Origin of the sequence: Aquincola sp. J276 (assembly GCF_024700035.1) — a bacterium.
GTDB classification, from domain to species: Bacteria; Pseudomonadota; Gammaproteobacteria; order Burkholderiales; family Burkholderiaceae_C; genus Aquincola; species Aquincola tertiaricarbonis.
Map to the genome: position 1 here is coordinate 2,371,571 of NZ_JAJONC010000001.1, position 22,749 is coordinate 2,394,319.

20 protein-coding genes are annotated in these 22,749 nt (G+C 70.2%); 14 read left to right on the forward strand and 6 right to left on the reverse strand.

Going from position 1 to position 22,749, the window contains the following annotated elements; genetic code table 11:
* Window positions 1–5: 5 nt before the first annotated feature.
* From LRS14_RS10860 to LRS14_RS10870, 3 genes are read right to left on the reverse strand one after another with little or no spacing between them, the layout of a single operon-like run.
* A complete protein-coding gene (locus LRS14_RS10860) occupies window positions 6–1,199 on the reverse strand; it encodes a patatin-like phospholipase family protein (RefSeq protein ID WP_257799538.1) in 1,194 nt (397 codons plus the stop codon).
* Window positions 1,196–1,966 carry an ABC transporter permease gene (locus LRS14_RS10865; RefSeq protein WP_046112722.1) on the reverse strand — a complete coding sequence of 257 codons (771 nt, stop codon included), beginning with the start codon at window positions 1,964–1,966 and terminating at the stop codon, window positions 1,196–1,198. Before LRS14_RS10865 ends, LRS14_RS10860 begins: the two co-directional genes overlap by 4 nt.
* Window positions 1,963–2,901, reverse strand: a complete 939-nt coding sequence (locus tag LRS14_RS10870) for an ABC transporter ATP-binding protein (protein WP_257799539.1) — start codon at window positions 2,899–2,901, stop codon at window positions 1,963–1,965. The genes LRS14_RS10865 and LRS14_RS10870 overlap by 4 nt, the downstream gene beginning before the upstream one ends.
* Window positions 2,902–3,020: 119 nt before the next feature.
* Here LRS14_RS10870 and LRS14_RS10875 point away from each other — a divergent pair, with 119 nt between their 5' ends.
* A complete protein-coding gene (locus LRS14_RS10875) occupies window positions 3,021–3,692 on the forward strand; it encodes a TetR/AcrR family transcriptional regulator (protein WP_046112724.1) in 672 nt (223 codons plus the stop codon).
* 15 nt (window positions 3,693–3,707) lie between these two features.
* Window positions 3,708–4,475 (forward strand): hypothetical protein, encoded by a 768-nt coding sequence (locus LRS14_RS10880; protein ID WP_257799540.1) that lies wholly within the window; start codon window positions 3,708–3,710, stop codon window positions 4,473–4,475.
* Between the two features lies 1 nt (window position 4,476).
* Here LRS14_RS10880 and LRS14_RS10885 read toward each other — a convergent pair whose 3' ends face one another.
* From LRS14_RS10885 to LRS14_RS10895, 3 genes are read right to left on the reverse strand one after another with little or no spacing between them, the layout of a single operon-like run.
* Entirely contained in the window at window positions 4,477–5,664 is a 1,188-nt protein-coding gene (locus LRS14_RS10885; RefSeq protein ID WP_257799541.1) for an amidohydrolase family protein, read from the reverse strand.
* 45 nt (window positions 5,665–5,709) lie between these two features.
* Window positions 5,710–6,414, reverse strand: a complete 705-nt coding sequence (locus LRS14_RS10890; RefSeq protein WP_375136386.1) for a TetR family transcriptional regulator — start codon at window positions 6,412–6,414, stop codon at window positions 5,710–5,712.
* A 31-nt stretch (window positions 6,415–6,445) separates the two neighbouring features.
* Window positions 6,446–7,219 carry a ferredoxin--NADP reductase gene (locus tag LRS14_RS10895; RefSeq protein ID WP_046112727.1) on the reverse strand — a complete coding sequence of 258 codons (774 nt, stop codon included), beginning with the start codon at window positions 7,217–7,219 and terminating at the stop codon, window positions 6,446–6,448.
* 255 nt (window positions 7,220–7,474) lie between these two features.
* Here LRS14_RS10895 and LRS14_RS10900 point away from each other — a divergent pair, with 255 nt between their 5' ends.
* The 12 genes from LRS14_RS10900 (at window position 7,475) to LRS14_RS10955 (ending at window position 22,744) form a co-directional block, all read left to right on the forward strand.
* Window positions 7,475–9,064 (forward strand): 6-hydroxynicotinate reductase, encoded by a 1,590-nt coding sequence (locus LRS14_RS10900; protein WP_257799542.1) that lies wholly within the window; start codon window positions 7,475–7,477, stop codon window positions 9,062–9,064.
* Between the two features lie 9 nt (window positions 9,065–9,073).
* A complete protein-coding gene (locus tag LRS14_RS10905) occupies window positions 9,074–9,976 on the forward strand; it encodes a UPF0280 family protein (protein ID WP_257800453.1) in 903 nt (300 codons plus the stop codon).
* Between the two features lie 22 nt (window positions 9,977–9,998).
* Window positions 9,999–10,640: an amino acid synthesis family protein gene (locus tag LRS14_RS10910; RefSeq protein ID WP_046112901.1), complete on the forward strand. Its 642-nt coding sequence runs from the start codon at window positions 9,999–10,001 to the stop codon at window positions 10,638–10,640.
* Window positions 10,641–10,668: 28 nt separating this feature from the next.
* Window positions 10,669–11,253, forward strand: a complete 585-nt coding sequence (locus tag LRS14_RS10915) for an amino acid synthesis family protein (RefSeq protein ID WP_257799543.1) — start codon at window positions 10,669–10,671, stop codon at window positions 11,251–11,253.
* A 33-nt stretch (window positions 11,254–11,286) separates the two neighbouring features.
* Window positions 11,287–12,504: an ABC transporter substrate-binding protein gene (locus LRS14_RS10920; RefSeq protein WP_083440496.1), complete on the forward strand. Its 1,218-nt coding sequence runs from the start codon at window positions 11,287–11,289 to the stop codon at window positions 12,502–12,504.
* A 126-nt stretch (window positions 12,505–12,630) separates the two neighbouring features.
* Complete coding sequence (locus LRS14_RS10925) at window positions 12,631–14,514, forward strand: ABC transporter permease (RefSeq protein WP_257799544.1); 1,884 nt, start codon at window positions 12,631–12,633, stop codon at window positions 14,512–14,514.
* On the forward strand, window positions 14,514–15,290 hold the full coding sequence (locus LRS14_RS10930; RefSeq protein WP_257799545.1) for an ABC transporter ATP-binding protein: 777 nt from the start codon (window positions 14,514–14,516) through the stop codon (window positions 15,288–15,290). Before LRS14_RS10925 ends, LRS14_RS10930 begins: the two co-directional genes overlap by 1 nt.
* A complete protein-coding gene (locus LRS14_RS10935; protein ID WP_257799546.1) occupies window positions 15,287–16,039 on the forward strand; it encodes an ABC transporter ATP-binding protein in 753 nt (250 codons plus the stop codon). Before LRS14_RS10930 ends, LRS14_RS10935 begins: the two co-directional genes overlap by 4 nt.
* A 16-nt stretch (window positions 16,040–16,055) precedes the next feature.
* A complete protein-coding gene (gene pncA, locus LRS14_RS10940; RefSeq protein WP_257799547.1) occupies window positions 16,056–16,790 on the forward strand; it encodes a bifunctional nicotinamidase/pyrazinamidase in 735 nt (244 codons plus the stop codon).
* Window positions 16,791–16,806: 16 nt separating this feature from the next.
* Window positions 16,807–17,319 (forward strand): (2Fe-2S)-binding protein, encoded by a 513-nt coding sequence (locus tag LRS14_RS10945; protein ID WP_404977547.1) that lies wholly within the window; start codon window positions 16,807–16,809, stop codon window positions 17,317–17,319.
* On the forward strand, window positions 17,316–20,882 hold the full coding sequence (locus LRS14_RS10950) for a molybdopterin cofactor-binding domain-containing protein (protein WP_257799548.1): 3,567 nt from the start codon (window positions 17,316–17,318) through the stop codon (window positions 20,880–20,882). Before LRS14_RS10945 ends, LRS14_RS10950 begins: the two co-directional genes overlap by 4 nt.
* A gap of 176 nt (window positions 20,883–21,058) precedes the next feature.
* On the forward strand, window positions 21,059–22,744 hold the full coding sequence (locus LRS14_RS10955) for a tannase/feruloyl esterase family alpha/beta hydrolase (protein WP_257799549.1): 1,686 nt from the start codon (window positions 21,059–21,061) through the stop codon (window positions 22,742–22,744).
* Window positions 22,745–22,749: the final 5 nt, after the last annotated feature.

Genomic DNA, 22,749 nt, shown 5'->3' on the forward strand with positions numbered 1-22,749 from the left:
GCGGATTATCGCCTGCGGCGCGGCATCCTGCCGGCGCCGTTGTCCCGGTGCACGTCGTGGGTGACGACCGCCGCCTTGCTGGTGGGCGGCGCCAGCCAGTCGGCATGGGCCAGCGTGCGGCGCATGTCGTCCAGGCCGCTGGCCCAGTGCTCGCGCATGGTCAGCGGGCCGAACTCGTAGTCCTTGCTCAGGCCGTCCCACTCCTTGTCGCGGTAGATCAGCTGCACGATGTTGAGCTTGCGGTCGCAGGCTTCCACCGCGGCCTCGGCGCACCATTCGCAATCGGCACGCGCCTCGGGCGGCACCTTGGCCAGCACGCCGCGCAGCAGCGCGCGCAGCTTCTGTTCGCGCGCCAGCATGTCGGTGATGGCGCGGGTGCGGCTGGAGAAGCGGATGTCCTTCTGCCGCTCCTCGATGTCATAGAGATTGGCCGGCAGCGGGCCGACGGCGCTCCACAGGTCGACCTGGAAGGCCAGCGTGTCGCGCCGCGGCGTCTCGGCCACCACCTCGGCCAGCGGCGTGTTGGACACCAGCCCGCCGTCCCAGTAGCTTTCGCCGTCGATCTCCACCGCGGCAAACCCCGGCGGCAGCGCGCCCGAGGCCATGAAGTGCTCCGGCCGCAGCCGGCCCTTCCACGGCCCGCGCGAGTTGTCGAAGCGCTCGAAGTTGCCGCTGCGCACATTGACGGCGGAGACGATGACGCGCATCTCGCCGGCATTGATGCGGTCGAAGTCGCACAGGCGTTCCAGCGTGGACTTCAGCGGCGAGACGTCGTACCAGCTCAGCTCGCTGAAGGCGCGGTGCGGCCACCACGGCGGCGTCAGGCGCGGCACGAAGAAGCCGTGCTGGCCTTCCAGCATCGCGCGCGTGGCTTCCATCGAGTTGAAGGCCGCCCGCAGCGGGCCGCCCACCTGCTCGGCGGTGGCCTGGAGCCAGTCGGCACTGGGCGCGCCGAAGGCGGGCTGGCAGATGGTCTGCCAGAACTCGCGCAGGCGGTCCACGCGGTGCTCGGGCGCATTGCCGGCGATCACCGCGCTGTTGAGCGCCCCGATCGAGATACCCGCCACCCAGTTGGGCCGGATGCCGGCCTCGGACAGGCCCTCGAACACCCCTGCCTGGTAGGAACCCAGCGCCCCGCCGCCCTGCAGCACGAGCGCGATGTGTTCATAGGGCAGCGGGCGCGGGGCGGTGTGGTTCATGACCGGAGTTTGTAGCCGGTGGCCAGCAGCCGCAACGCCACGGCGCTGACCACCAGGAAGCTCACCGACACCACGCCCAGGCTGAGCCAGGGCGACACGTCTCCCACGCCGAAGAAACCATGCCGGAAGCCGTCGATCATGTAGAAGAACGGATTCAGGTGGCTGACCGCCTGCCAGGCCGCGGGCAGCGAGTGCACCGAATAGAACACGCCCGACAGGAAGGTCATGGGCATGATGATGAAGTTCTGGAAGGCGGCCAGCTGGTCGAACTTCTCGGCCCACAGCCCGGCGATGAGCCCCAGGCAGCCCATCAGCCCGGCGCCCAGCGCGGCGAACACCACGATCCACCACGGTGCCACGAAAGCCGGCGGCGCGAACCACACGGTGACCAGCAGCACGCCCAGGCCCACCGCCAGGCCGCGGATGACGGAAGCACCCACATAGGCCGCGAACCAGGCCCAGTGCGACAGCGGCGTGACCAGCAGGAACACCAGGTTGCCGGTGATCTTGCTCTGGATGAGCGAGGAGCTGCTGTTGGCGAAGGCGTTCTGCAGCACGCTCATCATCACCAGCCCGGGGATCAGGAAGCTGGTGTAGCCCACGCCGGGGTAGACCTGCACATGGTCCTCCAGCACGTGGCCGAAGATCAGCAGATACAGCACCGCGGTGAGCACCGGCGCGGCCACGGTCTGGAAGCTCACCTTCCAGAAGCGCAGCACTTCCTTGTAGAGCAGCGTGCGGGCGCCGGCGAACAGGCTCGCACTCATGCCGCCACCTTCGCACCCGTGCCCGCAGCCTGCGGCGCGCCCTGCATGATCTCGAGGAAGACGTCCTCCAGGTCGGCGCGGCCGATCTCCAGGTCCTCGATGCGCACGCCCGCCCCGCGCAGCTGCGCCAGCAGTTGCTCCACCTCGGCCGCGTCGTGCGCCGTCACCTGGGCGATGCGGCCGGTGACGCGCGCATGCGCGGCGATCGCCGGCGGCAGCGCATCGTCGGTCTTGAAGCGCAGCATGGTGCTGGCGGTGCCCGCCAGCAGGTTGGCGGTGCGGTCCAGCGCCACCACCTTGCCGCGCTTGAGCATCGCGATGCGGTTGCACAGCGCCTCGGCCTCTTCCAGGTAGTGGGTGGTCAGCAGCACGGTGTGGCCTTCGCGGTTCAGGCGTGCGACGAACTGCCACAGCGTCTGCCGCAGTTCCACGTCCACGCCGGCGGTGGGTTCGTCCAGCACGATGACCGGCGGCCGGTGCACCAGCGCCTGCGCCACCAGCACCCGGCGCTTCATGCCGCCGGACAGCTGGCGCATGTTGGCGCCGGCCTTGTCCGCCAGGCCCAGGCTGGCCAGCAGCTCGTCGATCCAGGCACCGTTGTTGCGCACGCCGAAGTAGCCACTCTGGATGCGCAGGGTCTCGCGCACGCTGAAGAACGGGTCGAACACCAGCTCCTGCGGCACGATGCCCAGCGCCTTGCGGGCCGCGGCGTAGTCGGCCACGACGTCATGGCCCATCACGGTCACGCGGCCGGAGGTGGCGCGGTTCAGGCCGGCCAGGATGCTGATGAGGGTGGTCTTGCCGGCACCGTTGGGGCCGAGCAATCCGAAGAATTCGCCCTCCTGGATGTCGAAGGAGACATCGTCGAGGGCTTGGAAGCTGCCGCTGGCTCCCCGGTAGGTTTTGGCGACTTGCTGGAACGATACGGCGGGCATGGGCCGGCGATTGTAGGGAGGCGGCCCGGCCCTTGTGATTCTGGGGATGGGCTGGTTTTGTCCCGATCAACAAGCGCGCGAGGCGGTGCTAGCGTGGGCGCAACAGCCCGAAGCCCGCCATGCAGTCCCACACCAAGAAACCGAGGCGCACTGCCGAGCGCATCCTGGATGCGGCACTCGAACTGCTCAACCGCTTCGGCGAGCCCAACGTCAGCACCACGCTGATCGCGGCGGAACTGGGCATCAGCCCGGGCAACCTGTACTACCACTACCCCGCCAAGGAAACGCTGATCAACGCTTTGTACGAGCGCTACGAGCTGGCGATGGCCGAACGCCTGGCGGAGGCTGGCAGCGTGCATTCGTTGGACACCGCCTGGCAGTTCTTCCACGCGCTGTTCGGCGTGGCGTGGGAGTACCGCTTCCTGTACCGCGACCTGAACGACCTGCTGTCGAAGAACCGCATGGTCGAGGCCCGCTTCCAGGCGGTGCTGGAGCGCAAGGCCCGCGCGGTGGAAACCGCACTGGAAGGCCTGGTGCACAACCAGTGCATGACCATCGGCCGCGAGGAGGCGGCGCCGCTGGCCCAATGCCTGGTGGTCATGGTGAGCTACTGGCTGAACCACGAATACGCGCGCGACCCGCGCCGTGCGCTGGAGCCGGAGCAGGCCGAGGCCACGCTGGCGCGGGCGGTCTACCATGTGCTGAGCCTCCTGCATCCCTACCTGGGCGCGGCGGCGCGCCAGCAGCTGCTGGCCCGGGCCACCGTCCGGCCCACAGCGGACCTGCATTGACGAGAGAAGTACGCCATGGGCCAGTGGACCGGCTATCCCCATCCCCTGTTTGCGTTCGACCTGGACACGCTGCGCGCGCAGTGGCCGCGCCTGCACCAGGGCGACCAGGAGCCGCTGCCCGCCGACGAGGCGGTGCTGCAGGCCTGGGTCTGCTACCACGCCGGTGACTTCGAGCGCGCGCGCGACCTGGGCATGGCCGCGGGAGGGGCCGGCATCACCGCGGCCACCAAGGCGCAGATCGCCTACGCCAGCTACCTGGAGCCCAGCGAGACGGCGCGCATCGCGCTGTTTCTGCAGGCGGCCGAACGGGCCGAGGCCCTGACCGCACTGCAGCCGGCCAATGCCAATGCGCACTACCTGCTGGCCTCGGCCCTGGGCCGCTACAGCCAGAGCATCAGCGTGGCCAAGGCACTGGCCATGGGCATGGGCAGCAAGGTGCGCGCCAGCCTGGACACCGCGGTGCGCCTGCAGCCGGCGCATGGCGAGGCGCACATCGTGCTGGGCGCCTTCCATGCCGAGGTGATCGACAAGGTGGGCTCGCTGCTGGGCCGCACCCAGGGCGCCAGCGTGGAAGCCGGCCTGCGCCACTTCCGCCAGGCGCTGAAGCTGATGCCCGACAGCGCGCTGGCGCGGCTGGAATTCGCCAAGGGCCTGGTGATGCTGGAAGGCGAGAAGCGCCTGCCGGAGGCCGACCGGCTGTGCGCCGAGGCCGTGGCCTGCACGCCGGCCGACGCGGCCGAGCGGCTGCATGTGGACCGGGCGCGGGCCGAGCTGAACGACTGAATCAGACCACCACGGGGATTTCCGTGGCCGGCGGCGTGTTGCGGCTGCGGCCGCAGCGCACCAGGCCGTCGATCATCACCATGCCGATGCCGGGGATGTCACCCAGCTGCACGCTTTCCAGCAGCGTGCGGCCGGCGGTGTGCTGCGCACGGTCCATGAAGACGAAGTCGGCCGCGCGGCCGGGCTCCACCAGGCCGCAGTTGAGCTGGCGCATGCGGGCGGTGTTGCCGGTGGCGAAGCAGAACACCAGCTCGGCAGGGATGTTGGCCAGGCTGGACAGCATCGACACCATGCGCAGGATGCCCAGCGGCTGCACGCCCGAACCGGCCGGGCCGTCGGTGCCCAGGATCACCCGATGCGGGCACTTGAGCTGCATCGCGGCCTGCGCGGCGGCGATGGCCACCTTCTCGTTGCCGTTGTGCACGATCTCGATGCCGCGGCTGCTTCTCTCGCACAGCTCGCACACATGGGCCTCCGGCAGCGCGGTGTGGCCACCGTTGATGTGGCCGATGATGTCGGCGTCGGCCTCCAGCACCACGTCCTTGTCGATCAGGCCCGAGCCGGGAATCGACGGCCCGCCGGTGTGGATGGTGCTCTGGATGCCGTGCTTGCGCGCCCAGGCCACCATCTGCTGCGCCTCGTAGCCGGCTTTCACCGAGCCCAGGCCCACCTCGCCCAGCAGCTTCACGCCGGCGTCGGCCAGGTCCTTGAAGTCCTGCTCGGTCATGCCCTTCTCGATCACCGGCGCGCCGGCCAGCACCTTCACGCCGCCGGGGCGGAAGTTGTCGAAGGCCCGCTGCGCGGTGATGGCCAGCGCCTTCAGGCCCACGATGTCCTTCGGCCGCCCGGGCAGGTGCACCTCGCCGGCGGAGATCATGGTGGTGACGCCGCCGTGCATCGACGAATCGATCCAGCCCAGCTGGCCCTGGCGCGGCGTCCAGTCGCCGAACACCGGGTGCACGTGGCTGTCGATCAGGCCCGGCGCCACGCAGGTGCCGCGGGCATCGATCACGGTGGTCGCGCCCTCGGTGTTGCAGTCGGCGGCCTGGCCCACCGCGGTGATCAGGCCGTCGTCGATGACGATGGTGTCGGCGTCGAGGATGGGTCGGTCCAGGTCGCCCGACAACAGCAGGCCGATGTTGCGGATGACGACCTTGCCCGACTGGGCGGATGCGGCGGCTTCGGCCATGCGACGTACTCCTTTGCGCGGTTGGCGGGTGGGCGGATGAAGGCGCTATGCGGGCGCGGCGGCCACGGTGCGCAGCACCGCGTCGATGACGAACCGTTCCCAGTGCGCCAGCGCGTCGGCGTTGTCCAGCGGCTCGCCGAGGAAGGCCGACAGCGTGTAGCGGTTGGACAGGTAGAAGTACGACATGCCGGCGATCATCAGGTACACGTCGCGCGCGGCGGTGTCGCTGCGGAACCGGCCCTGCTGCGCACCGCTGGCCAGGATGCCGGCGATCAGGTCCACCGCGGGCGACGAGTACTCGCGCGCCCGCAGGCTCTTGCCGATGTGCTTGCCGCGGTGCAGGTTCTCGGTGTTGAGCAGCGTGATGAAGTCCGGGTTCTTCAGGTAGTAGGTCCACATGAAGCGGATCACCGCCGTGAGCGCCTCCACCGGCTTGGCCACGTCGATCGACAACTCGGCCTCGGCGTCGTTGAAGCGGCGATAGCACTCCTCCAGCACGGCCACGAACAGGCCTTCCTTGCTGCCGAAGTAGTAGTAGATCATCCGGTCGTAGGACTTCGCGGCCTTGGAGATCTGGTCCACCTTGCCGCCGTCGTAGCCCTGCTTGGCGAACACCTTGGTGGCCGCCTTCAGGATGCTGTCGCGCGTGGCGCGGGCCGACAGCTCGCGCACGCCGGGCGGTCGCTCGGCGCCCGACGCGGTGCGGCGGGCGGGTGTGGCAGCGGGGCGGCGCAGGGTCTTGGTGGGCACGCGGGAAGGCTCGGCTGGCGCTGTCAGCGGATCACTGCTCGGCGAAGGCCCGCTCGATCACGAAGTCGCCCGGCGTGGTGGTGTTGCCTTCCTTGAACTTGCGCTCCTCCAGCAGGTGCTTCAGGTCGCGCAGCATGGCCGGGCTGCCGCAGATCATCACGCGGTCTTCCGCGGGGTCGATGTTGGGCACGCCCAGGTCCTGGAACAGCTTGCCGCTGACCATCAGGTCGGTCACGCGGCCCATGTTCCTGTAGCTCTCGCGGGTGACGGTGGGGTAGTACAGCAGCTGCTGGCTGATCATCTCGCCCAGGAACTCGTGCTTGGGCAGGTGGTCGGCCACCAGGTCGTGGTAGGCCAGCTCGTCCTTCTGGCGCACGCCGTGGATCAGCACCACCTGCTCGAACTTCTCGTAGGTGGCGGGGTCGCGGATGATGCTCATGAACGGCGCCAGGCCGGTGCCGGTGCCCACCAGGTACAGGCGCTTGCCGGGCAGCAGGTAGTCGATCAGCAGCGTGCCGGTGGGCTTCTTGCCCACGATCACGGTGTCGCCCACCTGGATGTGCTGCAGCTTGCTCGTCAGCGGGCCGTCGGGCACCTTGATGCTCAGGAACTCGAGGTGCTCCTCGTAGTTCGGGCTGACGATGCTGTAGGCACGCAGCAGCGGCTTGCCGTTGACGCGCAGGCCGATCATCGTGAAGTGGCCGTTGGAGAACCGCAGGCCCGCGTCGCGGGTGGTGGTGAAGGTGAAGAGGCGATCGGTCCAGTGGTGGACGCTCAGCACCTTTTCTTCGTGGAAAGCGCTCATGAAGAGTTCCTGCTGCGAAGTGGATTCGGTTGGATGGAAGAAAGGCGGCGGCTGACCGGGATTTTGCCCTGCGGCGGTGCGTGCTTCGCCCGATTGCACCAACTCGGCTCCCGATGTAGCCTGCGCTACATCCTTGTTAAGTGAATGCTACATACACGGATGGTGCGCCGCAAGAAGAACATGCTGGCGCGCGTCTTGCACCCGGGGCTGCCGCCACACCACGATGAACCTGCGCACTTCCCACGTGAGCGTCCGATGAACGAACACACCAAGACCGACGGCCTGCCCGGCCTCGACCTGCCTGCGGTGCCGCAGGTGCTGGAGCGTGCGCGGCCGCGCAACGAGCGCATGGCCAGCGGCAAGATCGAATGCAACGCCTGCCCGGTGCTGTGCCAGATCTCGCCCGGCAAGACGGGCGCGTGCGACCGCTATGCCAACACCGAGGGCGTGCTGGTGCGGGTCGACCCGGTGCTGTTCCTGCGACGCGGCGCGGTGGAAGCGCGCGCCGCCGGCGAGCCGCTGCCGCTGCTGCCGCTGGACGGCAGCGCGCCGGCCGAGCAAGCGGCCAGCGGCGACGAGTTCTTCGTCACCGGCGTGGGTTCGTCCACCACCTACCCCGACTACAAGCCCGCGCCCTTCATCGTGGCCAGCCAGGCGCGCGGCGTGGACATGGTGACGGTGGTCACCGAGGGCATCTTCAGCTACTGCAGCTTCAAGGTGAAGATCGACACCGACCGCTGGCTGGGCCCCGAGCAGGCCAACATCCGCTGCAAGGGCGAGGTGGTGGGCCACGTCACCACGGCCGAATACGGCTCGCAGATGCTGTCGCTGGGCGGCGTGCACCACCTCACCGGCGGCAGCAAGAAGGAAGGCCGCGTCACGGTGGAGGTGATGCAGGCGCTGGGCAACAAGCAGCCGGTGGACCTGAGCATCGACGGCGGCTCGCAGATCACCATCCAGGCCGGCCGGGCGCCCATCGTCAACGGCGTGGAGGAGCAGCGCATGCGCGTGGGCTGCGGCTCGGCCACCATCGGCATCTTCGCCAAGCAGTTCTGGGGGCAGTGCGACGAAGTGGTGGTGGTGGACGACCACATCACCGGCGTGCTCACCGAGCACCAGGCCGGCAAGTGCCTGGACATGAAGCCCTCGGGCCTGAAGATCCGCGGCCGCAAGTCCACGCCGGGGCGCTACTTCCAGGTGGCCAATCCCGGCACCGGCTGGGGCGGCACCGACATCGCCGAGCCGCTGTCCATCATCGAGGGCTGGGACGCGGCCGTCGCCTGGCCGGGCCTGCGCTTGTTGATGACGTCAACCACCGGCGAGCATGCCGCCTGGTTCGTGCTGGACGAGCAGCTGGTGCCGCAGCCCGCGCCGATGCCCGCCGAGGTGCAGCGCGTGGTCGAGCGCATCGGCGAGAACTGCGAACCCTCGATGACCTCGGTGATGTTCCTCGGCGGTGCCGGCGGCAGCCTGCGTGCCGGCGTGACGGAGAACCCGGTGCTGCTCACCCGCGCCATCAAGAACGCGCTGGTCAACGTGACCTGCGGCGGCGCGCCGGCCTATGTGTGGGCGGGCGGCGGCATCACGGTGATGGTGGACGTGATGCGCATGCCGGACAACAGCTTCGGCACCGTGCCCACGCCGGCCATCGTCGCGCCCATCGAGTTCAGCATGACGATGGACGACTACCAGCGGCTGGGCGGCCACATGGAGCCGGTGCGCAGCCTCGGCCAGGCGCTGCGGCAAGGTGCCTGGCACCATGACGGCGCACCCACCCGGCGTGCCGACGTACCGGCGCTGCAGGCCAACGGCTGGCCGCTGGGCACGCCGCCGCTGCTGGGCTGAGTACGCATGATGGAAGCACAGCGCCATGCCCTGCACGACGGCCGACGGCATTTCCAGCATGGGCCCATCGACCTGCTGATCAGCGCGGAAGGCGATGCCCCCGCCGTCAACGCGGCACACGAGGCCGCGTGGCGCCGCTTCAGTGGCGTGCTGGCCGAGCTGGTGGCCGAGCTGCCGCTGCTGCGCCGGCCGGTGCGCGCCGAGCCCTGCCCGATGAGCGGGCCCATCGCCCAGCGCATGTGGCGGGCCTGCGCTCCGCTCGGCACCGCCTTCATCACCCCCATGGCCGCCGTGGCCGGCTCGGTGGCGCAGGAGCTCATCGGCTTCTACCAACGGCCCGGCATCCGCCGCGCCTGGATCAACAACGGTGGCGACATCGCGCTGCACCTGGCGCCCGGCACCAGCGTGCGCGTGGGCCTGCTGGCCGACATCGCCGGCTTCGATCCGCACCAGGCCGGCGGCCTGCTGGACACCGACGCCCAGTTCACCGTGCGCGCCGAGATGCCGGTGCGCGGCGTGGCCACCAGCGGCTGGCGCGGCCGCAGCTTCTCGCTGGGCATCGCCGACAGCGTGACGGTGCTGGCCCGCTCCGCGGCCCAGGCCGATGCGGCTGCCACCGTCATCGCCAATGCCGTGGACGTGGTGCATCCGGGCATCCTGCGCCGCCCGGCCTGCGAGCTGAAGGACGACAGCGACCTGGGCGGCATCGCCGTCACCGTGGACGTGCCGCCACTGCCGCCGGCCCTGGTGGAACAGGCGCTGCAGGCAGGTGTCGAACGGGCCCGTGCGCTGCAGGCGCAAGGGCTGGTACAGGCCGCCGTGCTGGCCTGCCAGGGGCGTTTTGCCTGCGTGGACAATCCCGCAGCCGGCCGGCTGCTGGAAGCACCGTCCATTGGTTCAGTACTTGCTTAATGAAACGGTGATGGAAGCTTCGATGATCGAGATCCGACGCGTCTTCACGCAGGTGGAAGACATCCACCACGAGTTCGGGCCGGTGGCCGCGCAGCCACTGCGGCGGGGCGCCATCGGCGTGGTGCTCACCAACCCGTTCGCCGGCCGCTACGTGGCCGACATCCTGCCGATGATGGACGCGCTGCAGCCGCTGGGCATCCAGATGGCCGAGCAGCTGCGTGCCGCGATGGACGTGCCGGCCGAGCGCATCGAAGGTTATGGCAAGGGCGCCATCGTGGGCGCCGCCGGCGAGCTGGAGCACGGCGCGCTGTGGCACGTGCCTGGCGGCTATGCCATGCGCGAGCTGCTGGGCTGGAAGGGCGACCGCGCGGCCTACGCCGCCGGCAAGGGAGAGGACAAGTCCGGCCAGCCCGGCAACGCGCTGTCCATCGTGCCTTCCACCAAGAAGGTGGGCCCGCCCGGCGCCACGCTGGACGTGCCGCTGACCCACATCAACGCCAGCTACGTGCGCAGCCATTTCGATGCGCTGGAAGTGCGGGTGCCCGGCGCGCCGCTGCCCGACGAGCTGGTGTACATCCTGGCGATGAGCACCGGCCCGCGCGTGCATGCCCGGGTGGGCGGCCTGAAGGCGGCCGACATCGCGCAATGGAACGGCCTGCGCTGAAGCACGAAACCGACGAAGGACCCGACACATGACTGCCAAGATCCGCAAGATCGTCGTCCAGGTGGACGAGACCCGCATCGAGATGGGTCGCCCGGTGCAGCCGCCGGTGCGCAAGGCCCTGGCCATGGCCGTGATCGAGAACCCGTACGCCGGCCGCTATGCCGAGTCGCTGGACGAGCTGATCGCCATCGGCGAGGAGCTGGGCGGCCTGCTGGGCGGCAAGTGCGTGCAGGCCCTGGGCATCGCGCCCGGCCAGGCCCAGAGCTACGGCAAGGCTGCCATCGTGGGCGAGGCCGGCGAGCTGGAACATGCCGCGGCCATCCTGCACCCGAAGCTGGGCGCGCCGCTGCGTGCGGCCGTGGAAAAGGGCGCGGCGCTGGTGCCTTCCAGCAAGAAGCGCGGCGGTCTGGGCACCGCGATCGACGTGCCGCTGGGCCACAAGGACGCCGCCTACGTTCGCAGCCATTTCGACGCGATGGAGGCCCGCATCGGCGATGCGCCGCGTGCCAACGAGATCGTCGTGTGCGTCGTTGTCACCGACAGCGGGCGCCCGCTGCCGCGCATCGGCGGCCTGCAGCATGCCGAGGTGCAGGGCACCGACGGCCTGCGCTGAACCTCTACCGCATTCATCCCTGGAGCAATTCCGATGGCACTCGTCACCTTCACCCGCCGCCGCCTTGCGCTGGCCGGCCTGGCCTTCACCACCCTGGCATGGGGCGCGGCGGCACAGGCCCAGGCTGTGATCAAGATCGGTGAGGTCAACAGCTACAAGGCCCAGCCCGCCTTCCTGGAGCCCTACAAGAAGGGCATGGAGCTGGCGGTGGAGGAGATCAACGCCGCCGGCGGCCTGCTGGGCAAGAAGGTGGAGCTGATCACCCGCGACGACAACGCCAGCCCCGGCGATGCGGTGCGTGCGGCGGAGGAGCTGATCTCGCGCGAGAAGGTGGACGTGCTGGCAGGCTCCTTCCTGTCCAACACCGGCCTGGCGCTGACCGACTTCGCCAAGCAGAAGAAGTTCTTCTACCTGGCCGGCGAGCCGCTGACCGACAAGATCGTCTGGCAGAACGGCAACCGCTACACCTTCCGCCTGCGCGCCTCCACCTACATGCAGTCGGCCATGCTGGTGCCGGAAGCCGCCAAGCTCAAGAAGAAGCGCTGGGCCATCGTCTACCCCAACTACGAATACGGCCAGTCGGCCATCGCCACCTTCAAGACGCTGCTGAAGGCTGCGCAGCCCGACGTGGAGTTCGTGGCCGAGCAGGCACCGCCGCTGGGCAAGCTGGACGCGGGCAGCGTGGTGCAGGCACTGGCCGATGCCAAGCCCGACGCCATCTTCAACGTGCTGTTCGGCGCCGACCTGACCAAGTTCGTGCGCGAGGGCAACACCCGCGGCCTGTTCCAGGGCCGCGAGGTGGTGAGCCTGCTGACCGGCGAGCCGGAGTACCTCGACCCGCTGAAGGACGAGACGCCCAACGGCTGGATCGTCACCGGCTACCCCTGGTACGGCATCCAGACGCCCGAGCACAAGGCCTTCTTCCTGGCCTACCACGGCAAGTACAAGGACTACCCGCGCCTGGGCTCGGTGGTGGGCTACAGCATGATCAAGTCGCTGGCTGAAGGCATCAAGAAGGCCAAGAGCACCGAGACCGAGAAGCTGATCACCGCCTTCCGCGGCCTGGAAGTCACCGGCCCGTTCGGCAAGTTCCACTACCGCGCCATCGACCAGCAGTCCACGCTGGGCGCCTACGTGGGCCGCACCAAGAACGACAACGGCAAGGGCGTGATGGTCGACTACACCTACCTCGACGGCGCCAAGTTCCAGCCCAGCGACGCCGAAGTGAAGAAGCTGCGCGCCGCCGACTGAATGCCGTGCACGGTGCGGGCCGCGCCCGCACCGGCCGCCCACACGTCCAAGATGCCCTGCCGCTGCGCCATGCCTGCAGCGGTGGCGGGGCTGCCTGTCTGATCGCCGAGCACACCGCCATCCGCCATGGATCTCTCCGGCTTCATCGTCCAACTGCTCAACGGCCTGGCCGGCGCATCGTCGCTGTTCCTCGTCGGGGCCGGCCTGTCGCTGATCTTCGGCGTCACGCGCATCGTGAACTTCGCGCATGGCTCGTTCTTCATGCTCGGGATCTACATCGCCTACAGCCTGACCGACCGGCTGGGCAGTGCCTGGTTCTGGCCGGCGCTGCTGCTGGCCTCGCTGGCGGTTGGCCTGGTCGGCGCGCTGGTGGAGATGACGCTGCTGCGCCGCATCTACCGCGCGCCGGAGCTGTTCCAGCTGCTGGCCACCTTTGCGCTGGTGCTGGTGATCAAGGACGCGGCACTGTGGCTGTGGGGCCCTGAAGACCTGCTGGGCCCGCGCGCCCCGGGCCTCACCGGCTCCATCGACATCCTGGGCCGGCGCTTCCCCACCTACGACATCTTCCTGATCTTCATCGGCCCCATCGTGCTGGGCCTGCTGTGGCTGCTGCTCACCCGCACCCGCTTCGGCACGCTGGTTCGCGCCGCCACGCAGGACCGCGAGATGGTGGGTGCACTCGGCGTCAACCAGGCCTGGCTGTTCACCGCCGTGTTCGCGCTGGGCGCGATGCTGGCCGGCCTGGGCGGCGCACTGCAGATGCCACGCGAGCCGGCCAACCTGGGGCTGGACCTGCTGACCATCGGCGATGCCTTCGTGGTGGTGGTGGTGGGCGGCATGGGCTCCATTCCCGGCGCCTACGTGGCCGCGCTGATCATCGCGGAGATCAAGGCGCTGTGCATCGGCATCGGCAACGTGGAGCTGTTCGGCATCGCCTTCTCGTTCTCCAAGCTCACGCTGGTGGCCGAGTTCCTGGTGATGGCCGCGGTGCTGGTGGTGCGGCCCTGGGGCCTGTTCGGCCGGCCGCAGGGCACCAGCCGCAACAGCGCACCGCCGGAAGAGCCGCTGCGCCCGGCCGGCAACGGCCTGAAGATCGCCGGCACCGTGCTGCTGCTGGCCCTGGTGGCCATGCCCGCGGCCACCGCCGATGCGCCCTACCTCACCGTGCTGGCCATCGACCTGCTGACGGCCGCGCTGTTCGCCGCCAGCCTGCACTTCATCATGGGGCCGGCCGGCATGCATTCGTTCGGCCATGCGGCGTACTTCGGCCTGGGCGCCTATGCGGCCGCGCTGCTGGTGCGCAACGCGGGGCTGCCGATGGAGCTGTCGCTGCTGCTGGCGCCGGTGGCCGCCGCCGTGGGCGCGCTGGTGTTCGGCTGGTTCTGCGTGCGGCTGTCGGGCGTGTACCTGGCGATGCTCACGCTGGCCTTCGCGCAGATCGTCTGGTCGGTCACCTTCCAGTGGGACGAGTTCACCGGCGGCAGCAACGGCATCACCGGCGTGTGGCCGGCCGAATGGCTGTCCGACAAGACGCACTACTACTTCCTCACGCTGGCCCTGGTGGCGCTGGCGGTGCTGGCGCTGCGGCGCATCCTGTTCTCGCCCTTCGGCTATGCGATGCGCGCGGGCCGCGATTCACCGTTGCGCGCCGATGCCATCGGCATCGACGTCAAGCGCATGCAGTGGGTGGCCTTTGTGGTGGCGGGCCTGTTCGCCGGGCTGGCGGGCGCGCTGTACGCCTTCAGCAAGGGCAGCATCTCGCCCGACGTGCTGGGCGTGGGCCGCTCGGTCGACGGCCTGGTGATGGTGCTGCTGGGCGGGCTGCAGACGCTGTCGGGCCCGCTGGTGGGCGCGGTCACCTTCACCTGGCTGCAGGACACCGTGGCCCGCAGCACCGACTACTGGCGCGCCCTGCTGGGCGGCATCATCCTGCTGCTGGTGCTGGCCTTCCCGCAGGGCATCGCCGGCTTCGTGCGGCAGCTGTTCGCCAACCGCAAGGAGGCTGCGTGATGAGCCTGTTGAACGTCACCAACCTGGGCAAGTCCTTCGGCGGCAACCGCGCTGTCGACGGCGTGAAATTCTCGGTCGCCAAGGGCGAGCTGCTGGCGCTGATCGGGCCCAACGGTGCCGGCAAGTCGACCACCTTCAACATGGTCAACGGCCAGTTGAAGGCCGACACCGGCAGCATCCAGCTCGAAGGCCAGGAGCTGATCGGCCGCCGGCCGCGCGACATCTGGAAGATGGGCGTGGGCCGCACCTTCCAGATCGCCGAGACCTTCGGCTCGCTGACGGTGGTGGAGAACGTGCAGATGGCGCTGCTGTCCAGCGACGGCCGGCTGTTCTCGATGTTCCGCCGGGCCGCCGACCACAAGCGCGACGAGGCGATGGCCCTGCTGGCCCAGGTGGGCATGGCTGCGCAGGCCGACCGGCCGTGCAGCGTGCTGGCCTACGGCGACGTGAAGCGGGTGGAGCTGGCCATCGCGATGGCCAACACGCCCAAGCTGCTGCTGATGGACGAGCCCACCGCCGGCATGGCGCCGAAGGAGCGCAACGAGCTGATGGCGCTGACCAAGCAGCTGGTGATCGAGCGCGGCATCGCGGTGCTGTTCACCGAGCACAGCATGGACGTGGTGTTCGCCTACGCCGACCGCATGATCGTGCTGGCCCGCGGCCGGCTGATCGCCGAAGGCAAGCCGGCCGAGATACGGGACCATCCCAAGGTGCAGGAGGTCTATTTCGGCACCGGAAAAACATTCGAGAAGAAGACTCCGCAGGTGCCCGCATGACCGTCGCGACTTCCGCCAATCCCGCCGACCTGCTGCTGGACGCCAGCGGCCTCAACGCCTGGTACGGCGCCGCGCAGATCCTGTTCGACGTCGCCCTGCAGGTGCGCCGCGGCGAGGTGGTGGCGCTGATGGGCCGCAACGGCGCCGGCAAGTCCACCACGCTCAAGACCTTGATGGGCCTGCTGGCCAAGCGCCGCGGCAGCGTGAGCTTCATGGGCCGCGACATCAGCCGCGCGCAGCCGCACGAGATCGCCCGCGCCGGCCTGGGCTTCGTGCCCGAAGACCGGCGGGTGTTCAGCGACCTCACGGTGCTGGAGAACTTCGAGGTGGGCCGCCAGCCGCCGCGCCGCTGGCCCGATGGCAGCGACGCACCGCTGTGGACGGCCGAGCGGCTGTTCCAGCTGTTTCCCAATCTGGGCGAGATGCCAGACCGCCCCGGCGGCCGCATGAGCGGCGGCGAGCAGCAGATGCTCACCGTGGCGCGCACGCTGATGGGCAACCCCTTCCTGGTGCTGCTGGACGAGCCCTCGGAAGGCGTGGCGCCGGTGATCGTCGAGCAGATGGCGCACATGATCCTGGCGCTGAAGGCGCAGGGCGTGAGCATCCTGTTGTCGGAACAGAACATGCACTTCGCCGAACTGGTGTCCGACCGCGCCTATGTGCTCGAGAAGGGCCAGATGCGGTACACCGGCAGCATGGCCGACCTGGCCGCGAACGAGGAAGTGCGGCGGGCCTACCTGAGTGTGTGACCAACGGAGCGCAACCATGAGCCGACCTTCCGCCCTTCAACGCCGCAGCTTCCTGCTGCAATCCTCCGCCGCCCTGCTGGCCGCCGGCACCGCGCCCTGGGCGCTGGCGGCGGACGCGCTCAAGCCCGACGACAAGTCGGCGCTGATCGTGGTGGACGTTCAGAACTGCTTCGTGCCCGGCGGCACGCTGCCCGTGAAGGGCGGCGACGAGGTGGTGCCGGTGATCAACCGCATCGCCCCGGCCTTCGCCAACATCGTGGTGACGCAGGACTGGCACACGCCGGGCCATGCCTCGTTCGCCAGCAGCCATGGCGGCAAGAAGCCGTTCGAGACCACGGTGCTGAAGTACGGCAACCAGGTGCTGTGGCCCGACCACTGCGTGCAGGGCACCGAGGACGCCGCGCTGCACAAGGACCTGAAGCTGCCCACCGCGCAGCTCATCATCCGCAAGGGCTACAACAAGGGCGTGGACAGTTATTCCGCCTTCGAGGAGGCCGACCGCAAGACCGTCACCGGCCTGGCCGGCTACCTGAAGGCCCGCGGCATCAAGACGGTGTACGTCACCGGCCTGGCGACGGACTTCTGCGTGGCCTGGACGGCGATGGACGCACGCAAGGCCGGCTTCAACGTCTACGTGATCGAGGACGCCACCCGCGCCATCGACTTGAACGGCTCGCTGGAAGCGGCCTGGAAGCAGATGGCGGCCAAGGGCGTCAAGCGCATCCAGTCGTCGGACATCGCGGCGGCCTGACGCCCTCTCCTCCATTGTGACCGCTGCAGTACCCGCGCCGCCGATCGAGTTGCAGGTGAACGGCCAGCTGCGGGTGCTGCAGGTGCCGCCCGAGGCGCCGCTGCTGCAGGTGCTGCGCAACGACCTGCGGCTCAACGGCCCCAAGTACGGCTGCGGACTCGGCCAGTGCGGCGCCTGCGCGGTGCTGGTCGATGGCCAGGTGGCGCGCTCGTGCTGCATTCCGGCCGGTGGCATGCAGGGCCGCTCGGTCACCACGCTGGAAGGCCTGGGTACGCGCGCGGCGCCCCACTGGGTGCAGCAGGCCTTCATCGACACCCAGGCCGCGCAGTGCGGCTACTGCCTCAACGGCATGGTGATGGCCACCGTGGCCCTGTTGACGCATTGCCCGCAGCCCACCGAGGCGCAGATCCGCGAGGCGCTGGCGCACCACCTGTGCCGCTGCGGCACGCACATCGAGATCCTGTCGGCGGTGCGCCGCGCGGTGGTGCTGCGCGACCAGGCAGCGGCGAAGCCGCCCCACGCCGCATGACGCTGGCCCACCGCTCCCAGCACCTGGACCGCGCCGGCTTCCTGGCCGCCAGCGGCGTGCTGCTGGTGCTGCGCGAAGCGCCACCCGCGCCGCCCCCCAGCCCCGGCCAGCCGCCCGCGGTATCGGCCAACCCGGCCGAGGGCCCGGAGATCCTGCTGGCGCTGTGGGAGGACGGCAGCGCCACCGGCCTGCATGGCCATGTGGACCTGGGCACTGGCCTGCGCACCGCGCTCTCGCAGCTGGTGGCCGAGGAACTGGACCTGCCGCTGGCGCAGGTGACGATGGTGATGGGCCACACCTGCAGCGTGCCCAACCAGGGCGCCACGATCGCCAGCGCCAGCATCCAGGTGCACGGCCTGCCGCTGCGCCAGGCCGCGGCCCAGGCCCGGGCCTGGCTGCGGGAGCAGGGCGCCACGCCGGACGATCTGCAGGGCCGCCAGGTGCGGCTGCTGCTCGACCCGGCGGCGGCCACGCTCAAGCCGCACGAGCAGCACCGCGTGATCGGCCAGCCGGTGCCCCGGGTGGACATCCCGGCCAAGGCCACGGGCGAGCTGATCTTCGTGCACGACATGCGCCTGCCCGGCATGCTGCACGGCCGCGTGGTGCGCCCGCCCTATGCCGGCGTGGATGCCGGCGACTTCGTCGGCCGCACGCTGCAGTCGGTGGACCGCGATTCCATCGGCCACCTGCACGGCATCGTCGACCTGGTGGTCATCGGCGACTTCATCGGCATCGTGGCCGAGCGTGAAGACCAGGCCGAAGCCGCGATGCAGGCGCTGCAGGTGCAGTGGAAGCCCTGGCCCGGCCTGCAGGCGCTGCACGACGTGGAAAACGCGGTGCGCAGCAACCCCGCCACCCGCCGGCTGCTGCTGGAGAAGGGCGACGTGCGGACGGCCATCGCCGGCGCCGCCCAACCGATGCCGCGCAGCTACCTCTGGCCCTACCAGCTGCATGCGTCCATCGGGCCTTCGTGCGCGGTGGCCGACTGGCAGGACGGCAAGCTCACCGTGTGGGCCGGCACCCAGAACCCGCATGTGCTGCGCGCCGACCTCGCCAGGCTCACCGGCCTGGCCGATGTGCAGGTGGACGTGGTGCGCATGGAAGCCGCCGGCTGCTATGGCCGCAACGGCGCGGACGACGTGGCGGCCGATGCGGCCCTGCTCTCGCGTGCGGTGGGCCAGCCGGTGCGGGTGCAGCTCACGCGCGAGCAGGAGCATGCCTGGGAGCCCAAGGGCGCCGCGCAGCTCATGCAGATCGACGGCGGGCTGCAGGCCGACGGCTCGCCCGCGGCCTACGACTTCCAGACCAGCTACCCCAGCAACGGCGCGCCCACGCTGGCGCTGCTGCTTACCGGCACCGTGCCCGCCACGGCCACCGCCTACGAGATGGGCGACCGCACCGCGGTGCCGCCCTACGACTACGCGAACCTGCGCGTGGCCGCCAACGACATGGCGCCGATCCTGCGCGCCTCGTGGCTGCGCGGCGTCTCGGCGCTGCCCAACAGCTTCGCGCATGAGTCGTACATCGACGAACTGGCCACCGCGGCCGGCGTCGACCCGGTGGACTACCGGCTGCGCTGGCTAAAGGACGAGCGCGCGGCCGAGCTCGTGCGTGCCACCGCCGCCAAGGCCGGCTGGCGGCCGCACACCGCACCGCAGGGCCAGCCGGCGGTGGGTGACGTGCTCCGGGGCCAGGGCTTCGCGTATGCGCGCTACGTGCACAGCAAGTTCCCCGGCTTCGGCGCCGCCTGGGCCGCCTGGGTGGCCGACGTGGAAGTCAACCGCGTGACCGGCGAGGTGCATGTCAGCCGCGTGGTGGTGGGCCACGACGCGGGCCTGATGGTCAACCCCGCCGGCGTGCAGCACCAGGTGCACGGCAACGTGCTGCAGACCACCAGCCGTGCGCTGAAGGAGCAGGTGCGCACCGAGCCTTCGGGCCCGAACATCGGCGCGGTGGCCACGCGCGAATGGGGCAGCTACCCGATCCTCAGCTTCCGCGAGGTGCCGGTGGTGGAGGTGATGCTGATGCCGCGGCCCGGCGAGGCGCCGCTGGGCTCGGGCGAATCGGCTTCGGTGCCGGGCACGGCCGCCATCGCCAACGCGATCTTCGACGCCACCGGCGTGCGATTCCGCAACCCGCCGTTCACACCCGAGGTGGTGCGCGCGGCCTTGAACCCGCTGCCCGGGCCGCAGGAGGACGCTGGTGCGGCTGCCGCGCTGCCGCCCGCCGCCGAAGCGCCCGCCCTGCCCCGCCCCGCGCTGCCGCCCGATGCGCCGCTGCCGCGCCGCCGCCGCGGCCTGTGGGCCACCGCGGGTGCGCTGCTGGCGGGGCTGGTGGGCCTGGGCGCGGCCGCCTTCGGCTGGCGCCCGGCCATCGCGCCGGTGGCGGCCGGCAGCAGCGCACTTGTCTATACAAGCCAGACGATCGAGCGCGGCCGGCTGCTGGCCGCCGCCGGCGACTGCGTCGTGTGCCACACCGCGCCCGGCGGCGCGCCCAATGCCGGCGGCCGCGCGATGCACACACCCTTCGGCACCGTCTACAGCACCAACCTCACGCCCGATGCGGCCACCGGCATCGGCCAGTGGTCGTTCAGCGCCTTCCAGCGTGCGATGCGCGAAGGCATCTCGCGCGACGGCCGGCACCTGTACCCTGCCTTCCCGTACACGTCGTTCACAAGAATGACCGACGACGACCTGACCGCCCTGTACGCCTACCTGATGGCGCAGCCGGCGGTCGCACACCAGCCGCCGGCCACGAAGCTGGCCTTCCCCTTCAACTTGCGGCCGCTGATGGCGATGTGGAACGCCCTGTACCTGGTGCCCGGCCCGATGCAGCCCGAGCCCGCCCGCAGCGCGGAATGGAACCGCGGCGCCTACCTGGTCAACGGTCCGGGCCACTGCGGCGCCTGCCACACGCCGCGCAATGCCTTCGGGGCCGAGCGCATCGGCAGCGCCACGCTGTCGGGCGCGATGGTGGATGGCTGGGAAGCACCGGCGCTCACCGCGCTGTCCACCGCGCCCCTGCCCTGGACCGCGGACGACTTCTACAGCTACCTGCGCCACGGCTACAGCCCCCGCCACGGCGTGGCCGGCGGCCCGATGGCGCCGGTGGTGCAGCAACTGCAGGCGCTGCCGGATGCCGACATCCGCGCGATGGCGGTGTACCTGGCCTCGTTCAACAAGGCGCAAGCCACGCCGCCCGCGGCCGCAGCCGCACTGGCGGTGCCGCTGCCCGACGCCCGCGCCCGCCTGTTTGAAGGCGCCTGCGGTGCCTGCCACCACGACACGCCGGTGCCCGGCCAGTTCGGCCTGGACCTGCCGCTGGCGCTGAACAGCAACCTGCACAGCGCCCGACCCGACAACCTGCTGCGCACCATCCTCGACGGCCTGCAGCACCCGCCCACGCGCGACGTGGGCTACATGCCCGCCTTTCGCCACGCGCTGGACGACCGGCAGATCGCCGACATCGCCGCCTACCTGCGCCAGCGCCACGCGCCCGACAAGCCGGCCTGGCCAGACCTGGCCTCCGACGTGGCCCGACTGCGCCAGCAGCCGGCGCACTGACACCGCATGCGCCGGCCGGCGCACCACCGCGGCACGGCACCGCTCTTGCATCGACGCCTTCAGCCGATGTAGTGCCCGCCACATTTTGGTTCGGTGCCTGCTACATCGACATGCACGGCGCAGCCGGCATCGGCAGCTGCGGCCATTGGTGTCACACGGTCCTTGAGGAGTTCGAAGTGATCGATCGTTCCAAGCACAACGCCCGCCGCCCCGCAACCAGCCTGGCCGCCACGGCCACCGTCGGCGCCAGCGCCCTGCTCGTCGCCGCTTGTGGCGGCGACGGCGGCAGCAACGACGAAGCGCCGACAGCCGCCACCTTCGCCGAGGCCTGCGCCGCGCTGGCTGGAGGCAGCGTCGGCAGCGGCGCGGTCGAGTCCGCGGTGTTCACGCCCGCCAGCACCGGCGCCATCACCGCCGCCTCGGTGCCCGACCACTGCCTGGTGCGCGGCGCGATGAACCGCCGCACCGGCATCGACGGTAAGCCCTATGCGCTGCAGTTCGAAGTGCGCCTGCCGATGCTGTGGAACTCGCGGCTGTACTACCAGGGCGGCAGCGGCGTGGACGGCACGCTGTTCACCGCCACCGGCAGCTACCCGGCCGGCGGCAACACCCGCAATGCACTGCTCGACGGCTATGCGGTGGTCACCACCGATTCGGGCCACATCGCCGAGACGGGCGTGGCCAACGGCGCCTTCCTGTTCGGTGCCGATCCGCAGGCGCGCGACGAGTACGGCGATGCGCAGCTGCCGCTGGTCACGGCCGCCGCCAAGACGGTGATCCAGCGCTTCTACGGCGCGGCGCCGGCGCGCTCGTACTTCGTCGGCTGCTCCAACGGCGGCCGGCAGGCGATGGTGGCGGCGCAGCGCCACTCCGATCTGTTCGACGGCATCGTGGCCGCGTCGCCCGGCTTCCGGCTCACGCAGGCGTCGATCCAGGGATCGATCTACCAGGCGCAGATCACCGCCGCCGTGGCGCCGCTGGGTGCCCATGGCCGGCCCGACATCACGCAGGGCCTGAGCAACGACGAGAAGGCCACCGTGCGCCAGCGCATCCTCGATGCCTGCGATGCGCAGGACGGCGTGGTGGACGGCATGGTCAGCAGGCTGAGCGCCTGCCGGCCCGACCCCGCCACCTGGGCCTGTGCCGCGGGCGAAACCGCCAACTGCCTGCCTGCCGCCAAGGCCGCCTACGTGGCGAAGATGTTCGCCGGCGCCTACACGCGCAGCGGCGAGCAGATCTACGCGCCCTGGCCGTTCGAGCCCGGCATGGCCGCGCAGTTCGGCAATCCGTTCTACACGATCTTCGCGGGCGAGGCCTCGCACATCTACACCACGCCGCCCACGCTCACGGCCGACCTGCTGGGCTACGGCCTGCAGGCCGACATGGACGCGGAGTACGCCAAGCTCTCGACGGTGGCCGCGCCCTTCACCCGCTCGGGCAATGCCTTCACCAATGCCGAATCGCCGGACATGGACCGCTTCAAGGCCCGCGGCGGCAAGATCCTGATGTTCAACGGCTCGGCCGACCTGGCCTTCTCCAACCACGACCTGGCGCGCTACTACACGCAGGTGCAGGCCCGCTACGGCGAGGCCGATGCGGCCGGCTTCGCGCGGGTGTTCCTGGTGCCCGGCATGGGCCATTGCAGCGGCGGCGCCTACGGCACCGACCAGTTCGATGCCTTCGGTGCCATGGTGCGGTGGGTGGAGAACGGCAGCGCGCCCGACGTGATGGTGTCCACCGCCCGCGCCGCGGCCGGCGTGGCCTGGCCGGGCCGCACCCGCCCGCTGTGCGCCTACCCCAAGGAGGCGGTCTACAACGGCAGCGGCAGCATCGAGGACGCCGCCAACTTCAGCTGCCGCTAGCGGCA

What these genes read in the sequence shown, in the direction of transcription:
- LRS14_RS10860 (WP_257799538.1), bottom strand. Translation starts at nt 1,199, where the DNA reads ATGAACCACACCGCCCCGCGCCCGCTGCCCTATGAACACATCGCGCTC.
- LRS14_RS10865 (WP_046112722.1), bottom strand. Translation starts at nt 1,966, where the DNA reads ATGAGTGCGAGCCTGTTCGCCGGCGCCCGCACGCTGCTCTACAAGGAA.
- LRS14_RS10870 (WP_257799539.1), bottom strand. Translation starts at nt 2,901, where the DNA reads ATGCCCGCCGTATCGTTCCAGCAAGTCGCCAAAACCTACCGGGGAGCC.
- LRS14_RS10875 (WP_046112724.1), top strand. Translation starts at nt 3,021, where the DNA reads ATGCAGTCCCACACCAAGAAACCGAGGCGCACTGCCGAGCGCATCCTG.
- LRS14_RS10880 (WP_257799540.1), top strand. Translation starts at nt 3,708, where the DNA reads ATGGGCCAGTGGACCGGCTATCCCCATCCCCTGTTTGCGTTCGACCTG.
- LRS14_RS10885 (WP_257799541.1), bottom strand. Translation starts at nt 5,664, where the DNA reads ATGGCCGAAGCCGCCGCATCCGCCCAGTCGGGCAAGGTCGTCATCCGC.
- LRS14_RS10895 (WP_046112727.1), bottom strand. Translation starts at nt 7,219, where the DNA reads ATGAGCGCTTTCCACGAAGAAAAGGTGCTGAGCGTCCACCACTGGACC.
- LRS14_RS10900 (WP_257799542.1), top strand. Translation starts at nt 7,475, where the DNA reads ATGAACGAACACACCAAGACCGACGGCCTGCCCGGCCTCGACCTGCCT.
- LRS14_RS10905 (WP_257800453.1), top strand. Translation starts at nt 9,074, where the DNA reads ATGGAAGCACAGCGCCATGCCCTGCACGACGGCCGACGGCATTTCCAG.
- LRS14_RS10910 (WP_046112901.1), top strand. Translation starts at nt 9,999, where the DNA reads ATGATCGAGATCCGACGCGTCTTCACGCAGGTGGAAGACATCCACCAC.
- LRS14_RS10915 (WP_257799543.1), top strand. Translation starts at nt 10,669, where the DNA reads ATGACTGCCAAGATCCGCAAGATCGTCGTCCAGGTGGACGAGACCCGC.
- LRS14_RS10920 (WP_083440496.1), top strand. Translation starts at nt 11,287, where the DNA reads ATGGCACTCGTCACCTTCACCCGCCGCCGCCTTGCGCTGGCCGGCCTG.
- LRS14_RS10925 (WP_257799544.1), top strand. Translation starts at nt 12,631, where the DNA reads ATGGATCTCTCCGGCTTCATCGTCCAACTGCTCAACGGCCTGGCCGGC.
- LRS14_RS10930 (WP_257799545.1), top strand. Translation starts at nt 14,514, where the DNA reads ATGAGCCTGTTGAACGTCACCAACCTGGGCAAGTCCTTCGGCGGCAAC.
- LRS14_RS10935 (WP_257799546.1), top strand. Translation starts at nt 15,287, where the DNA reads ATGACCGTCGCGACTTCCGCCAATCCCGCCGACCTGCTGCTGGACGCC.
- pncA (WP_257799547.1), top strand. Translation starts at nt 16,056, where the DNA reads ATGAGCCGACCTTCCGCCCTTCAACGCCGCAGCTTCCTGCTGCAATCC.
- LRS14_RS10950 (WP_257799548.1), top strand. Translation starts at nt 17,316, where the DNA reads ATGACGCTGGCCCACCGCTCCCAGCACCTGGACCGCGCCGGCTTCCTG.